Genomic DNA, 15,805 nt, shown 5'->3' with positions numbered 1-15,805 from the left:
GTTGAACTATACACCCTTAAGCTCTTATTTGTCGAGCGATTATTAAAGGTTTATGTCTTCCGCCCAAGAATTTTATACATTAAAGAAGGACGGTGAAAAAAATGAAGAAAGATCCAGCAGAAACGAAGCTTAAAATTGCTGAAGCAGCCATTTACCTTTTTACAAGTCAAGGGTTTAAAGGTACGACTGTAAGACAGATCGCAAAAAAAGCAGGTGTGAACCTCGCATTGATCTCATACCACTTTGGCGGAAAAAAGGGACTTCTTGAAGAACTGATTACTTCATTTTTTGAAGGATATATCAGAAGAATCGAGATCGTGTATCATACTTCGAGCTCTTCATCGGTTAAAGGCATTTTTATTGAACTTGTTGAGACGCTATTGGTTTACCAGCAAAAGAATTTGCCACTTGCTCGATTTGTTTATCGGGAAATGACGCTCGATTCAACACTTGTTCGCGAACTGATGTCAACTTATCTTTTAAAAGAAAAATATTTTTTGCAAACGATGTTTGAAAAAGGTATGAAGAAAAAGGAGTTTCGGAAGCAGCCAATCGATTTTTTGACGATTCAATTTAAGGATATGATGATGCTGCCTTTTTTACATCCTTTGTATTTATCTGAAGTCTATCAGATTTCAGCGGAAACAGAGACATTCATCAAACCTTATAAAAAGTGGATGATCAATTGGTTTGATAAGTGCGTGTGCCAAACCGAAAGAAAAAATCCCCTGCTGTCTGCTGTTCAAGCGCCATTATTTGGCTCTATCCAAGAGAAGTGGGGAAGTTAATTTTGCATATGGTTCCAGCTGTTCAAGTCCTTGACCGAGTCCCTTAGCGCTATGGGCGTCTGACCCGTAAACGAGAGGGATTTTTCTTTTATGCGCTTCTTTAATAATCCAGCTTGGCGGATAGGGCTCACCGCAAAAAGGTTTAACAACACCGGCACCATTATAGTCTAAAGACATTCCACGTTCAGAGATATTAAGTAGAATGTTATTTATTTCTTCTTCCATGCTGAAATCTGCTGGGAACAGCTTCTGGAATTTCTTAGCTAGAGTTATATGACCGATTCTAAGCGGATGAAAGCTATTAAATGAGTGTTTAACCGACTTTTCAACCGCAGAAAAATACTGTTTATAAACAGAAGCTAAACTTCCCGATTTCCTGACCATCTCTTTAAAAACATTCTCATCATAATCCATACAAAAATATTTTCCCTCGATCTGCAAAAAGTGAACAGAAAGAATGGCATCGTCCAGTTCCGGCCAGACTTCACGAAGCAATTGTTCTGTCTCCAGTTCATATCCTTCGATAAAATCAATTTCCAGACCTGTTTTGATCGTGATAAATTTTTGGTAAGTCTTTTTTAATTCTTGAAGTTTTTGAAAATAATGATGCAGATCTGAATACAGCATGGCACTGTCTTTAGCAGGAGCAGGATCTGCAAAATTTTTAGGCAATGGGGCATGTTCAGTAAACGAAATGCCTTCTATTCCAAGGGAGATCGCTCTTTCAATATACTTTTCGAATGTGTCATTAGACCCATGCGGACAAAATGGAGTATGGACGTGTCCATCATAATACACCCTTTTTCCTCCTCCTTTCGACAAAATCTTCATTAATTTGGAAAAAATTTATCAAATTATGCAATTTTTTTGCGTCAAATGTGTGTTTACATGTTATCATAAAAGCATTAAACTGCAATTTTATACACAGATCAATCTATTAAATAGAAAATGAAATTATTAATACATAATACAGGGAATTAAAGAAATAGAACAGTAGAAGGGGTGCCTCCAATGATATACATAGTCATTGCCATAGTTACATTCCTAGCATTAATCCTTTACGGTACCATGTCGCGCCGAAGAATATATAAAGAAATTGACCGCTTGGAAGCATGGAAAATGCAAATTATGAACCGTCCTTTAACAGAAGAAATTTCAAAGGTTAAAGGAATGGCGATGATCGGGGAAACGGAAGAAAAATTTGAAATGTGGCGTCAGGAATGGGATGAGATGGTTACGACCCACCTTCCTAATCTAGAGGAAGACCTTTTTGATGCGGAAGAATATACTGACAAATACCGTTTTAAAAAAGCCCGCACCATTTTGACTAGTGTAAATAAAGCACTAGAAGGCATGGATGCCAGAATGAAAGAAATAACTTCTGAAATCAATGAATTGGTAACGAGTGAAGAACTTAATAGGGAAGAAATCGTAGAAGCGAAAGAAAAGCTGCAGGAGACAAAAAAGTATTATCTAACACATATTCGTGCACTTGGACAAACTGCAACGCTTTTTGATAAAGAATTAGATGAAATTAAATCGCTCTTTGAAACGTTTGAAGCACTAACTATTCAGGGCAGTCATCTTGAAGCAAGACAAAAACTTGTTGAAAGTTTAAACCGCATATCGGAGTGCAAGACTAAGATGCAGGGTGTTCCTGAGCTTCTTGTCATATTGCAATCTGATATACCTGTATCTTTAAAAGAGCTTAGTGCAGGATTTGTTGAAATGGAACAGCAGGGTTATGTACTGCATCATATTGGAATTGAAAAAGAGATTTCCTCTTTAAAAGAATTAAATGAAACAGCATTAAATAAAGTGTTTGAATTGGAATTGGAGTCTGCTCAAAGGGATATGGATGAGCTTATTCAGAAAATGGACCAGCTTTATGAAATGCTCGAAAATGAAGTGCATTCCAAACAGTTTGTTATGAAAGAAAGAGAGATCTTTACTTTTAACATACAGAACCTGCAAGAGCGCATTGAAAATCTGAAGGTAGAAACAGAAGTGGTTTCTTCAACTTATTTAATCGAACAGAATGAAGCGGACATGCAAAAGAAAATTGAAAAGCTTTTCCACAAGCTGCAAAGCCGATTCATTATTATTCAAGAATCAATCGATGAGAAAAGAGAGTCCTTTTCTGTTATTCGCGAAATGATGGAAGAAATGCAGAAACAAATGGAAGAACTGCAGCGATCTCAAAAGGTGTATGAAGAGATGCTTCATAATCTGAGAAAAGACGAATTAGAGACCAAGCAGAGTCTTAAAGAATTAAGAAGAAAGCTTCTAGAAGCAAGACGAATGGTTCAAAAAAGCAATCTTCCTGGTCTTCCAGAACATTATTTAATTACGATTGGTAAAGCAGAAGAATACATCATAGAAGTTTCAAAAAAGCTTGATGAAAAGCCTTTAGAAATGTCTGATGTATCTTATGTACTCAATAAAGCCCATGATGCTGTGAACGAAGGCTATGAAGAGACATCCCAAATGATCGAGAATGCATTCCTGGCAGAAAAGCTTATTCAATATGGAAACAGATTTAGAAGTTCATATCAATCGGTTTCTATCAGATTGATTGAAGCTGAAATTGCTTTCCGAAATTATCAATATGATGACGCACTTCAAATTGCGGCTTCTGCCATTGAAAGTGTGCAGCCTGGAATACTAAAAGAAATGGAAATCAATATGAAATCACATGTATAAGAACTGTCAGGATCTATTTCCTGCAGTTTTTTTACTGTTGTAAAAGAGTGAATTTCACCTTCTTGCAAAGACTATTTAGTAGGAATTGTATAGATGTCACGGTATTTGAATTATGATATGATATTGTAATGTGTATTTGTGGTCGGTATGTTTCAATTGGAGGATTCAACGATGATTTATCTAGATAATAGTGCTACAACGAAGCCATTTAAAGAAGTTCTTGATACTTTTTTAACGGTTTCTGAAAAATATTTTGCTAATCCATCTTCACTCCATTCTAAAGGTGGAGAAGCGGAAAATCTGCTTACAGCAGCAAGAAAATCGATAGCTGCTTTGTTAGATGTACAGCCTTCTGAAATCGTATTTACCTCAGGTGGAACTGAGGGTAATAATATTGCTATAAAAGGAATAGCGTACCAGCATCAAAATCGCGGAAAACATTTAATTACTACAGCGGTAGAACATGCTTCATCTTATGAGTCTTTTCAATACTTAGAAACACAGGGCTTTGAAGTTACTTATTTGCCAGTAGATGAGGCGGGTATGATTTCAATAGTAGATTTGAAGGAGGCAATGCGCCCAGAAACGGTTCTCGTTTCGATGCTTCATGTGAATAATGAGACCGGAACGATTCAGCCCATAAAAGAAATCGGTGAGATTTTAAAAGAACACAAAAAGATCTTTTTTCATGTAGACAATGTTCAAGGAATTGGAAAAGTACCTCTGCAGCTAAAAGAATGGGGAATAGACCTTTGCACCATATCTGCACATAAGATACATGGCTTAAAAGGAACGGGTTTGCTCTATGTAAAAAATGGTGTAACTCTTTCTGCCTTATTTACCGGCGGTGAACAAGAATATCGAAAGCGTGCAGGAACAGAGAATGTGGCAGGAATTGCTTCCATGGCAAAGGCTTTACGGTTAACATTGGATGAGATGCGTATAAAAAAAGAAAAGATCCTGGCAGTAAAGCAAGTATTTATAGAAGGATTGAAAAAAATAGAAGGTGTAGAGTTAAATACACCGGAAAAACATTCAGCTCCTCATATCGTTAATTTTTCTGTTGAAGGCATTAAACCAGAGGTGCTCATTCATTCTCTTGATAAACGAGATATATTTGTTTCGACGCGGTCTGCATGTTCTTCTAAACAAGGAGGCGCGAGCAGGATACTGTTGGAAATGGGTCTTGATGAACGACGTGCCTCTACCGCGATTCGTATCAGCACATCTTATGACAACTCATTGGAAGAGGCTAAAAACACGTTGCACGTATTAGAAGAAGAGATTTTAAATTTTAAAAAGGTAATGAGGTAATATAAATGCTTTATGATCATTTAGTAGTACGCTATGGAGAACTATCTCTAAAAGGGAAAAACAGAAGACATTTCGAATCTCAATTATTTGTCACTGTAAAAAGAAAGCTTCGTCAATATGACAAGCTTAAAATGGCTAAATTATTTGACCGCATCGTCGTTGAATTGAATGGCGAGCCACATGAGCCTGTTGTAAAAGCACTTCAGGATATCTTTGGTATTCACTCGATCAGCCTTGCACTTAGAGCAGAAAATGATTTAGCAGAAATCCAAAAAGCAGCTTTACTTGCACTTAAAGAAGCGATGATTCAAAAAGGGACTTTTAAAGTAACAGGAAAGCGTTCATTAAAATCATTTCCTGTAAACTCCATGCAGCTTAACCGCGAAGTAGGCGGTTACCTTTTAGAGCATACAGATGGCCTTACAGTTGATGTTCATAATCCTGATGTAAATGTGAAAGTAGAAGTGAAAGATACAGGGACGTATATCAGCTGCCAGACTTATGAGGGCGCCGGCGGTCTGCCGATAGGTGTTGGCGGAAAAGCAATGCTCATGCTATCTGGCGGGATTGACAGTCCTGTTGCAGGATATCTAACAATGAAACGCGGAGTCCGTATAGAAGGGGTTCATTTTCACAGCCCTCCATTTACAAGTGAACGCGCTAAACAAAAAGTTGTTGATTTAACACAGGAATTGACACGCTATAGCGGAGGAAAGATCAAGCTTCATATCGTTCCGTTTACAACGATTCAGCAAACGATAAAAGACAAGATTCCTGCAAGCTACAGCATGACGATCATGAGACGTGTAATGCTGAGAATTACCGAAAAGCTTGCTGAAAATAATCATGCAATGGCGATTGCAAACGGAGAAAATCTCGGACAAGTAGCCAGCCAAACGATGCACAGCATGTACGCGATAAACGAAGTAACAAATATGCCGATTCTGCGTCCGGTTATCACAATGGACAAGCAGGAAATCATGAATATCTCACATAAAATCGGAACTTATGATATCTCAATTCGTCCTTATGAAGACTGTTGTACAATCTTTTTGCCATCTGCTCCAAAAACAAAGCCAAAACGTGATAAGGCAATATGGTTTGAAAAAAACATTGAAAACCTTGAAGAACTCGTTGAAGAAGCGGTTCAAAATGTGGAAACCATCATTCTTGAAGAAGGCAAGACAACTGAGAATACGTTCGAAGATTTGTTCTAATAAAAGCCTGCACATTTTTGTGCAGGCTTTTATTTTCAACTTGTACATGAGAGTGAACGGTTAGAAAAGACAAAACCTTGTGAAATGGCAATACACACAACAATTTCCAAGAATTGAAACGGCCATTTCGTCACACATTATTAGTACGAAGGAGGTGAAACAAAATGGCAAACCAAAGCAACCAATTAGTAGTGCCAGGTGCACAACAAGCTGTTGACCAAATGAAATATGAAATCGCTTCTGAATTCGGTGTAAACCTTGGACCAGATTCAACTTCTCGCGCTAACGGATCTGTAGGTGGAGAAATCACTAAGCGTCTAGTAGCTCAAGCTCTAGGTGGATTCACAAAGTAAATAATAAATGGCTAATGGAGCGGGTTGTCCCCGCTCCTTTTAATATGTCCTTATCCGCTGACGAAATTTTAAAAATTTTCTAAAATATATTATAATGTTAATTGTAGTCAACTTTGAGGTATACGAAAGGGTGGATGTTGAAATGAATTTGGCAGCTCCAAGTATCTACAATTTAACAATGGAAATTGAAAAATACGCAGAGAACCCCGAAAAAATGGCTCTAATCTGGATGAACGAAAACAATGAAAGACAAACCATAACCTATAAAAAGTTAATAGAACGATCAAACCAAATTGCTAATTCACTTGAGGAATTGGGTTTAGGTAAGGGAGATCGAGTTCTTGTTATTATGCCTCGATTAATTGAAACGTACGCTGTTTATATCGCGTGTTTAAAAGCAGGTATCACAGTTATTCCTTGTTCCGAAATGCTAAGAGCTAAAGACTTGAGCTACCGTGTTCAGCATAGTGAAGCAAAAGCAATTATTGCAGACCATCAGTACACAGAACAGGTAAACGAAATAAAAGACGATCTTCCGACTATTACATACAAAATAAGCGCTAACAGTGACACGGAAAATTGGTTAAGTTTAAATGCAATAACAGAGAATGTAAGCGTTTCCTATAAGGCGCCTGAAACTTCAAAGGATGATATGGCATTTCTATCCTACACATCAGGAACAACTGGACAGCCTAAAGGTGTTGTACATACACATGGATGGGCATATGCGCATATCCGTACTGCAGCTAAAAGCTGGTTAAATATTTCCGAAAACGATAAAGTCTGGGCTACCGCAGGACCTGGCTGGCAAAAGTGGATTTGGAGTCCATTTCTTTCAACTCTGGGAACAGGTGCTGTAGGATTTGTCTATCAAGGGAAATTTGATCCTCAAAAATATTTAGCTCTGCTAGAGAATGAACATATTTCTGTTTTATGCTGCACCCCGACAGAATATCGTTTAATGGCAAAAGTGGACAATCTCGATCAGTATCGTTTACCACAGTTAAGAAGTGCTGTTTCCGCAGGAGAACCTCTAAATCGAGAGGTGATCGATACATTTGAAAAGTATTTCCATGTTAAAGTCCGTGACGGATATGGCCAAACGGAAAATACTTTGCTGGTTGGAACTATGGAAGGTATGGAAATTAAGCCTGGATCTATGGGGAAACCAACACCAGGAAATGATGTTGAGATCATTGATGAGAATGGTGCTCCAGTAAAGGCTGGTGAAGTCGGTGATATTGCGGTTCACAAAAATTGCCCTGCACTATTTAAAGAGTATTATAAAGATCAGGATCGAACGTTGATGGCTTTTAGAGGAGATTATTACGTTACAGGAGATAAAGCGAAGAAAGATGATGACGGGTATTTCTGGTTTGAAGGAAGAGGAGATGACATCATTATTTCATCAGGCTATACGATTGGCCCATTTGAAGTGGAGGATGCCCTTGTAAAGCACCCAGCGGTAAAAGAGTGTGCTGTTGTGGCAAGTCCAGATGAAATTAGAGGACATATTGTAAAAGCATTTGTAGTATTAAGAGATGAATCAGCGAGTAAAGAAGCTTTAACACCAGAATTGCAGGAACATGTCAAACAGCTGACAGCACCTTATAAATATCCCCGCTTGATTGAGTATGTGAGCGATCTTCCAAAAACGACATCAGGAAAGATTCGGCGAATCGAGCTTCGTCAGTTAGAAGCATCGAAAATGAGATAAGGTTGAAAAAGCAGGCTTTTGTCTGCTTTTTATTCTGAAAACCGTTATAATACAAAAAAGCAAATGTACAAAGGTGGTAGTATAGTGGGAACTTTGTTTCACAACGGAACAATATATACGATGGTTAGTGAAGATGATCAATGTGAAGCAGTTTATGTAAAAGAAGGGAAGGTTGTAAAAACGGGAACAAAGAATGAGCTAGATGAATGGTTTGGCAGCGAAATGAGCCATACTTTTGATTTAGAAGGCAATGTGATGTTTCCCGGATTTGTGGACAGTCATCTCCATCTCATCGGTCATGGTGAAAAGCTTATGAGATTAGATCTCTCAGAAATGACTTCTGCAGAAGAAATGGAAAAAGCGCTTAAAGATAAAGCGCAAACTTTGGATAAAGATGAGTGGCTGCTTGGCGAGGGATGGAACGAGAACAATTTTATTGACCGGAAAATTTTTCACAAGCACGAATTGGATGCTATTGCTGATGGACGTCCGGTTTTATTATCAAGAGTGTGCCGTCATGCATTTTTAGCAAATTCAAAAGCTCTTGAGTTAGCTGGTATTACGAGTGAAACACCTGATCCAGCAGGTGGCATTATTAAAAGGGATTCTGACGGGGAACCTACTGGTTTATTGCATGACAGTGCAGCTGACCTAGTAAAAAAAGCAGTACCAGAAGTTTCGCAGGAATATTTGAACAAAGCTTTAAGAACGTCTGTTGAATACTTGCTTTCATTAGGGTTAACCGGTGGCCACACTGAGGATCTTAGTTATTATGGATATGTTGAAAGGCCATTAAAAGCTTACAAAAAGGTTTTTGAAGAAGATGATGTAAAATTTAAAGCTCATTTACTCGTTCATCATGATGCCCTTGATGAATTTAAGAAGGTAAAACAAGATTATCAGCTGCCATTCGTAGAATATGGTGCCATGAAAATTTTCGGGGATGGAGCTTTTGGAGGACGGACAGCATGGCTTTCTCATCCTTATAATGATGCTCCCGAAACTTCTGGAGTTTATATTCACGAAGACGATGAACTTTTAAACCTGATTCAAAAAGCACGGAAAGAAAACATGAATGTTGCAGTTCATACCATTGGTGATATGGCTCTGCAGAAAACGATTGAAGCCCTTAAAGAATGTCCGCCTCTTGGTGGCAGAGACCGTTTAATTCATGCAGGTTTAGTATCAGAGTCTTTGATTGAAGAGATGAAAAAGCTGTCAATTATTTTAGATGTTCAGCCAGGTTTTGTTGCATCCGATTTCCCATGGCTGATTGAGCGTCTCGGCACCGATCGGATTCCGTATGCTTATGCTTTTAGAACCTTACTGGATGAAGGCATCATTTGTGCAGGAGGATCAGATGCTCCAATAGAACCGGTTGATCCGCTGTTAGGCATTTATGCAGCCAATGCAAGAAGAAAGCCGGGTGAAGACCATGAAGGGTATGTTCCAGAGCAAAAGCTTACGAGACATGAAGCGATCGGTCTATACACTTATGGAAGTGCTGCAGCTATACAGCAAGAGCATTATAGAGGATACATTAAAGAAGGGTTTACGGCAGATTTTACGGTTTATGACCGTGATTTGTTTTCTGTGCCCATTGATGATTTATTGAATGCTAAAGTAGTTTATACAATAATAGATGGTGAGGTCGCATTCAGCCAATCTGTTAAAAAAGTACCATCTGAATAAGAACAGCCTGCATACCCATGCAGGCTATAGTTTTTTGCTAAGAAGAGCAAGCTAATGTCTAAAAGCCTATAAATTCATTTGAAGGCCCATAAAAAATTTTGAAGGCTCATAAGTTCAATTTTGCACATAGATAAGCTAATATATATTAGATTAAAAAAGCAGGTTCCCAGACGGAAACCTGCTTTTTATATGTTTTACCCTTAAACGAACTCGTTTAGAACTCTACAAAAAACTTCTTTTTACTTTATGCCAGAATGAATTATCTTTTAGTTTTACCGTTTTAATTCTTTTCTCTGTAATTTCAAAACTCAGACTATCGCAATGTTTTATACTCATCGCTTCGTTATCCATTCCGATAATCGGGTAATGGCTGTTATCATGTTTGATCTTTAAGGACATTTTTCGGTTATCACTCAAAATAAATGATGAACCGAGCGTACGATACTGATTATTGTTTAAAGAAGCAAGCTCACTGATCTGATAGCACGCCAGCATTGGATCAACTACAGCACCGTTGACTGATTTATTATAAGCTGTACTTCCAGTAGGAGTGGATATGATTAAACCGTCGCCGCGGAAAGTTTCAAAATAAAGATCATCAATAAAAACATCAATTTCAAGTGTTCTAATAATAGAAGAGCGAAGTGAACATTCGTTCAAGCAATAAAAAGAACCTTGTCCATCAATCGTAACGGAAAGTGCCGGATACTTACGAACTTCGATCTGTTCGTTCTTCATTGCTTCTATCATGCCAGCTTGATCTTCGACATGAAAGTCACAATAAAATTCCGAATCCAGTGTGCTTACTCCCACGTATAAACAATCTTCTCTAAACCCTGTTTTGCGTACTGCCTGCAAAAACGAGCCGTCACCGCCAATACTTGCAATAATATTGGCCTCTTTTTCATCTTCCACAACTTCAAATCCTTCTCTTTCGGCTAACGATTTTAATCCTTCAGCTCTTTCGAGAATAGACTCTTCTCTTTTATAGAAAAAGAAAATCTTATTTCTTTCTGGCATTTTCCATTCCTCCTTTAAATGATTTTCCACAGTTATTGTGTTCGGTCGTAAAATATTGATTCCTTTTATATTGTATCAGACATTCTTATTACGTTTAGATTAAATGTCACTTGCCTATACTGAAAAAACAGAAGGGAAGAGCTTTTTATGGAATGGATCTTAATCATTTTAGGAATTCTTTTATTTTTATTTATTATTTTAATGTTTTCAACGCTGAATGTAGTTCTTCATTTTGTTCATCGCAACGATAACAGTGATATTCAGATCACGCTGCGTATGTATCGGTTTATTCGGTACACATTGCATATACCGATTGTCCAAATAGATGCTGAAGACCATTCAGTAAAGATAAAAGAAGAAAAGCAAACGAGTATGGGGCAGAAGAAAGAAAAGAAAAAGAAAATTTCATTTAAAAAATTAAAAAATCAGTATGAATCGTTTCAAAAAACATTAAAACATGTTCAGAACCTGTATCTCATACTTGCACAATTCTTAAAAAAGATAAAAGTGTCTCAGCTTGAATGGCATAGTGCTATTGGTCTCGGTGAAGCTCCATCATCAGCAGTTGCGGCTGGAACCGTATGGGGAATTAAAGGGATTGTCTTGCAGCTGATAAATACCTTTTTCCGTTTAAAAGGAACTCCATCGATTTCAGTAGTTCCCGTTTTTCAAGGAATGCACAGTGAAACAAGGCTATCCTGTATGGTTTCTTTTAAAATCGGGCATGCTATTGTCGTTATGTTAAAAATACTGAAGTCTTGGAGGAATTCAAGACGTTCATCTCAAGTAAATTCTGAATATATGACTGGAGGAGTGTAAAAATGAGTGAACATCCAATCCAGGGTTTAATGAAAACCGCTATGGAAAATCTTAAAGAAATGATTGATGTTAATACAATCATCGGAGACCCTGTTGAAACTCCTGACGGCAGTGTAATTCTTACCGTTTCAAAAGTTGGATTTGGATTTGCAGCTGGAGGAAGTGAATTCGGAAATCAGCAAGAATCTAAACAATCATCTCAAGGGTCTCAAGGCTCTTCGAACGGTGGAAAAGAAATGCCTTTTGGAGGAGGAAGCGGAGGAGGAGTTTCAATCACTCCAATCGCATTCCTTGTAGTAAGCAATACCGGTATAAAAACAATTCACCTAGACAACAGTACGCATCTATATGAAAGAATTTTAGACTTAGCTCCGGGTGTTATTGATAAGCTGCAGAATTTAATGAATAAAAACAAGCCAAAAGGTTCATCAAACACACAAACAAATGAGTTTTAAAAAGGAAGCTAACGTCTCGTTAGCTTTTTCTTCTGTGATGTTTTAAGATGAATAAGGAAGTACATAAATTTAAAGGAGGAGTTATCGATCATGAGCATAACATTTAAAGATAAGCCAGTCACTTTACTAGGAAAACAGTTAAAAGCAGGGGATCAAGCTCCAGATTTTAAAGTTCTAGCAAATGATTTATCAGAAGTTACTTTGGCAGATTCAAAAGGCACTGTAAGATTAATTGCAGCTGTACCTTCAGTTGATACAGGTGTATGCGACGCAGAAGTTCGCCGTTTTAACGAAGAAGCATCAAAGCTGGGGAATGTTAAGGTATTAACGATCTCTGTAGATTTGCCATTTGCACAAAAAAGATGGTGTGCTGCAGCAGGTATTGAAAATGTTCAGACATTATCTGATCACCGTGATCTCTCGTTTGGTAAAGCTTATGGTGTTGCAATTGAAGAGCTTCGTCTTCTTGCTCGATCTGTATTCGTTATCGACAGCTCGGACAAGATTACATATGTTGAATATGTAGATGAAGTAACGAGTCATCCAAATTATGAAGCAGCTATTGAAGCTGCTAAAGCTGCAAAATAAACAAACCAGTCATCTCCGGTGCAACGTCTGTACCGGAGATTTTTTATAAGCTTTTTTCTTATCGTTGCTTTTGAAAGGAGTTGATATCCGCTCCAGGTTGCTCGCTTTCCACGGGGCGTGCGGTGAGCCTCCTGCCGCTTTGCGCCATTAGGAGTCTCCACCTGACCGCTTCATGGAAGCATCCTTGCTCCTGCGTCTACAAGTAAATGCTACCTATGTGAGCTTCCTCGTCGCATGCCTTGCGAGAAGCTTCTCAGGTGGTAGGCACGCTCCAATCAACTTGCAATTGATGAAAATAGAAAAAGCCATAAGCAGCAATCCTTAAGAAAACAGGTATCACAAAGTGCTTCACTGAAAAGTTAATTGGAGTGGAAGGGCGAGACTCCTGCAGGATGAGTGGGACAGGTGAGACCATTCAATGTCGCAAGGCGACGAATGGGCTCACCGCACACCCTGCGGAAAGCGAGTCCTGTAAAGGAAGTTAACTACTTTCAAAAGCAACCAAATTTACAATAACAGTCTCTAAACCTTTAGATTGTGTATTATGCACTTCATTTGTTAAAATGTTTCCTGTGCAAACATAGGAGGACTCGGTAATGAGTAATTTTAAAGATGTAGAAAAAATGTTTATAGTAATGGATAATAGTGCAACAGCAATTAAGGAAAAGCTTGATCTCCCTTATTTAGACGCTCTCGTTGAAACAGGAGAAAATCTATTTTTTCAAGAGATCCCTAAAGAATATCCAAATGAGCTTATAAGTGCATTAAAAGATGAATATAAAAAGGTTAATCTTGCTGAATATGGCAAGGAAGAACTGCGAAAGGCATTTCAGCTTGCTGTATTGAAAGGCATGAAAGAAGCAGTGCAGCCGCATCACGCGATGACTCCTGATGCTGTTGCTTTATTTACAGGCTATCTCGTTCAAAAGTTTATGAAAAAGGCAGAACATCTTACACTGCTGGATCCTGTAACAGGTTCAGGGAACTTATTGACGGCTGTATTAAACCAGCTTAAAGAAAAGCAGTGTGAAGCGTTTGGTGTGGAAGTAGATGAAACTCTATTGCGTTTAGCCTGGGTTAATGCAAATATTCAAAAACATAAAGTAGAACTCTTTCATCAAGATGTGATCAAACCTCTTTATGCTGATCCAGTAGACGTAGTCGTAGCTGATCTTCCGGTTGGATACTACCCTGATGACGAAAGTGCTAAAGTGTTTAAAGTCAGTGAAAAAGACGGTCACACATTCGCACACCATCTTATCATTGAGCAATCCGTTCATCTCTTAAAGGAAGCTGGACTGGGAATCTTTATTGTTCCCAACAATCTTTTTGAAAGCGAGCAATCAGGCTTGTTGAAGGCTTGGATTAAAGAAAATGTAGCAATTTTAGGATTGCTTCAGCTGCCTGAATCTCTATTTAAATCAACTGTCCATGCGAAGAGTATCCTTATTCTTCAGAAAAATGGCGAAGGAGCTATAAAACCTAAACAAGCAATGCTGGCGCAGCTTCCCTCCTTCTCGAATAAAGCAGGACTTGCAAATGTGATGGAACAAATAAATGAGTGGTTTAAAACTGAATGGGAACGTGAAAAATAACAGCGTGGGACAACCTATGCTGTTTTTTTATGAGTTGCAAACGCATTCAAATCTGAATTGCATGAATATAAGGTGTAAGCGTTTTACAGCCTTGATTATAAATAGGGTCAATGTTTAAATAAGGAAGGATTATAGTAGTAATGAGTTAGAAGTGTGCACCAAAGCGCTCTTCTTTTTCATTGAATATGAAGGAGATGGCTATTTTGGCTAAAATTATTGCGATTAATGCCGGGAGCTCGTCCTTAAAGTTTCAGCTTCTGCAAATGCCAGAAGAAGAAGTTTTAACTAAAGGACTTGTTGAACGTATCGGATTAAACGATTCTATTTTTACTATCGAAGTAAACGGTGAAAAAATAAAAGAAGTAAAAGATATTCAAGACCACTCTGAAGCTGTTTCCATGCTTTTAGATAAATTGATTAAGCATAATATTATTTCTTCTCTTGATGAAATTGAAGGAATTGGCCACCGTGTTGTACACGGAGGAGAAAAGTTTAATGATTCAGTATTAATTACGGATGAAGTTTTAAAAGAAATTGAAGAGATTTCTTATCTTGCTCCATTGCATAACCCTGCAAACGTTGTGGGAATTAAGGCGTTTAAAAATGTATTACCGAATGTACCAGCAGTTGCTGTGTTCGATACAGCTTTCCATCAATCAATGCCGGAAAAGTCATTCCTGTACAGCTTGCCATATGAATACTATGAGCAATACGGAATCCGTAAATATGGTTTCCATGGTACAAGTCATAAGTATGTTTCCGAAAGAGCAGCTGAACTTCTTGGCCGTCCGGTTGAGCAGCTTCGCCTTCTTTCATGCCACCTTGGGAACGGAGCAAGTATCGCTGCAATTGAAGGCGGGAAATCAATCGATACATCTATGGGATTCACTCCTTTAGCTGGTGTAACAATGGGAACACGTTCCGGAAACATTGATCCATCGTTAATTCCTTATATCATGCAAAAGACAGGGCAAAGTGCTGAAGAAGTATTAAATGTTCTAAACAATAAGAGTGGTATGCTTGGCGTTTCTGGTTTCTCATCTGACCTTCGTGATATCGAAAGTGAAGCAGAGCAAGGAAATGAACGTGCTGAGCTTGCTCTAGAAGTATTTGCTAGCCGTATCCACAAATATATCGGTTCTTACGCAGCGAGAATGGCAGGAATAGATGCTATCATCTTTACAGCAGGAATCGGTGAAAACAGTACAGCAGTTCGTGAGCGTGTACTGCGCGGATTAGAATTTATGGGTGTTTATTGGGATCCTGCTTTAAATCAGGTTCGCGGGAAAGAAGCATTTATCAGCTATCCTCATTCACCTGTAAAAGTAATCGTCATTCCTACAAACGAAGAAGTTATGATCGCAAGAGATACGATGCGTATCGCAATGTAGTTTATAGAAGCAATCGTTGTTCATGTGTATGGCATGAACAACGATTGCTTTTTTGATGTGTAAAGTTGACAGAAACACATGGATTTTTGAAGGAATTACATATAGATAAAACTTTCTTTTTTGCTACACTTTAAAAGAAAGTAATTAGATACA

At 38.2% G+C, this 15,805-nt stretch carries 14 protein-coding genes; 12 read left to right on the top strand and 2 right to left on the bottom strand.

Annotated features, from left to right (window positions below; genetic code table 11):
* Positions 1-101: 101 nt before the first annotated feature.
* Positions 102-788 carry a forespore capture DNA-binding protein RefZ gene (refZ, locus tag UN64_RS01495; RefSeq protein ID WP_077359333.1) on the top strand — a complete coding sequence of 229 codons (687 nt, stop codon included), beginning with the start codon at positions 102-104 and terminating at the stop codon, positions 786-788.
* Here the strand turns inward: refZ and hisJ are convergent.
* Positions 753-1,586: a histidinol-phosphatase HisJ gene (gene hisJ, locus UN64_RS01490; protein WP_245801937.1), complete on the bottom strand. Its 834-nt coding sequence runs from the start codon at positions 1,584-1,586 to the stop codon at positions 753-755. The genes refZ and hisJ overlap by 36 nt on opposite strands.
* A gap of 213 nt (positions 1,587-1,799) precedes the next feature.
* On the opposite strand from hisJ, the gene ezrA reads away from it, so the two are divergent.
* From ezrA to UN64_RS01460, 6 genes are all read left to right on the top strand, one after another.
* Complete coding sequence (gene ezrA / locus UN64_RS01485) at positions 1,800-3,491, top strand: septation ring formation regulator EzrA (protein ID WP_077359331.1); 1,692 nt, start codon at positions 1,800-1,802, stop codon at positions 3,489-3,491.
* Positions 3,492-3,662: 171 nt separating this feature from the next.
* Positions 3,663-4,805, top strand: coding sequence for a cysteine desulfurase family protein (locus UN64_RS01480; protein ID WP_077359330.1), 1,143 nt, complete (start codon positions 3,663-3,665; stop codon positions 4,803-4,805).
* 5 nt (positions 4,806-4,810) lie between these two features.
* Positions 4,811-6,022 (top strand): tRNA uracil 4-sulfurtransferase ThiI, encoded by a 1,212-nt coding sequence (gene thiI / locus UN64_RS01475; RefSeq protein ID WP_077359329.1) that lies wholly within the window; start codon positions 4,811-4,813, stop codon positions 6,020-6,022.
* Between the two features lie 164 nt (positions 6,023-6,186).
* A complete protein-coding gene (locus UN64_RS01470) occupies positions 6,187-6,375 on the top strand; it encodes an alpha/beta-type small acid-soluble spore protein (protein WP_066291687.1) in 189 nt (62 codons plus the stop codon).
* A 142-nt stretch (positions 6,376-6,517) separates the two neighbouring features.
* Complete coding sequence (gene mbcS / locus UN64_RS01465; protein WP_077359328.1) at positions 6,518-8,092, top strand: acyl-CoA synthetase MbcS; 1,575 nt, start codon at positions 6,518-6,520, stop codon at positions 8,090-8,092.
* Positions 8,093-8,176: 84 nt separating this feature from the next.
* Positions 8,177-9,784 (top strand): amidohydrolase, encoded by a 1,608-nt coding sequence (locus UN64_RS01460; RefSeq protein WP_139342994.1) that lies wholly within the window; start codon positions 8,177-8,179, stop codon positions 9,782-9,784.
* Positions 9,785-10,006: 222 nt separating this feature from the next.
* On the opposite strand, the gene UN64_RS01455 is transcribed toward UN64_RS01460, so the two are convergent.
* A complete protein-coding gene (locus UN64_RS01455; protein WP_077359327.1) occupies positions 10,007-10,804 on the bottom strand; it encodes an NAD kinase in 798 nt (265 codons plus the stop codon).
* Positions 10,805-10,951: 147 nt separating this feature from the next.
* On the opposite strand from UN64_RS01455, the gene UN64_RS01450 reads away from it, so the two are divergent.
* The 5 genes from UN64_RS01450 to UN64_RS01430 all read left to right on the top strand — a co-directional run bounded on the left by UN64_RS01450 (position 10,952) and on the right by UN64_RS01430 (position 15,652).
* Positions 10,952-11,623, top strand: coding sequence for a DUF2953 domain-containing protein (locus tag UN64_RS01450; RefSeq protein ID WP_077359326.1), 672 nt, complete (start codon positions 10,952-10,954; stop codon positions 11,621-11,623).
* Positions 11,624-11,625: 2 nt separating this feature from the next.
* Positions 11,626-12,078: a GerW family sporulation protein gene (gene ytfJ, locus UN64_RS01445; protein WP_077359325.1), complete on the top strand. Its 453-nt coding sequence runs from the start codon at positions 11,626-11,628 to the stop codon at positions 12,076-12,078.
* A gap of 87 nt (positions 12,079-12,165) precedes the next feature.
* Positions 12,166-12,666 (top strand): thiol peroxidase, encoded by a 501-nt coding sequence (tpx, locus tag UN64_RS01440; protein WP_077359324.1) that lies wholly within the window; start codon positions 12,166-12,168, stop codon positions 12,664-12,666.
* Positions 12,667-13,262: 596 nt separating this feature from the next.
* Entirely contained in the window at positions 13,263-14,261 is a 999-nt protein-coding gene (locus UN64_RS01435; protein ID WP_077359323.1) for a class I SAM-dependent methyltransferase, read from the top strand.
* Positions 14,262-14,464: 203 nt separating this feature from the next.
* Positions 14,465-15,652, top strand: coding sequence for an acetate kinase (locus UN64_RS01430; protein WP_077359322.1), 1,188 nt, complete (start codon positions 14,465-14,467; stop codon positions 15,650-15,652).
* Positions 15,653-15,805: the final 153 nt, after the last annotated feature.

It is taken from the genome of Fictibacillus arsenicus (assembly GCF_001999465.1).
Taxonomy (GTDB): domain Bacteria; phylum Bacillota; class Bacilli; order Bacillales; family Fictibacillaceae; genus Fictibacillus; species Fictibacillus arsenicus.
Note: the sequence above shows the minus strand (reverse complement) of the source record. Positions and strands in the feature narration are given on the sequence as shown.

What these genes read in the sequence shown, in the direction of transcription:
- refZ (WP_077359333.1), top strand. Translation starts at nt 102, where the DNA reads ATGAAGAAAGATCCAGCAGAAACGAAGCTTAAAATTGCTGAAGCAGCC.
- ezrA (WP_077359331.1), top strand. Translation starts at nt 1,800, where the DNA reads ATGATATACATAGTCATTGCCATAGTTACATTCCTAGCATTAATCCTT.
- UN64_RS01480 (WP_077359330.1), top strand. Translation starts at nt 3,663, where the DNA reads ATGATTTATCTAGATAATAGTGCTACAACGAAGCCATTTAAAGAAGTT.
- thiI (WP_077359329.1), top strand. Translation starts at nt 4,811, where the DNA reads ATGCTTTATGATCATTTAGTAGTACGCTATGGAGAACTATCTCTAAAA.
- UN64_RS01470 (WP_066291687.1), top strand. Translation starts at nt 6,187, where the DNA reads ATGGCAAACCAAAGCAACCAATTAGTAGTGCCAGGTGCACAACAAGCT.
- mbcS (WP_077359328.1), top strand. Translation starts at nt 6,518, where the DNA reads ATGAATTTGGCAGCTCCAAGTATCTACAATTTAACAATGGAAATTGAA.
- UN64_RS01455 (WP_077359327.1), bottom strand. Translation starts at nt 10,804, where the DNA reads ATGCCAGAAAGAAATAAGATTTTCTTTTTCTATAAAAGAGAAGAGTCT.
- UN64_RS01450 (WP_077359326.1), top strand. Translation starts at nt 10,952, where the DNA reads ATGGAATGGATCTTAATCATTTTAGGAATTCTTTTATTTTTATTTATT.
- ytfJ (WP_077359325.1), top strand. Translation starts at nt 11,626, where the DNA reads ATGAGTGAACATCCAATCCAGGGTTTAATGAAAACCGCTATGGAAAAT.
- UN64_RS01435 (WP_077359323.1), top strand. Translation starts at nt 13,263, where the DNA reads ATGAGTAATTTTAAAGATGTAGAAAAAATGTTTATAGTAATGGATAAT.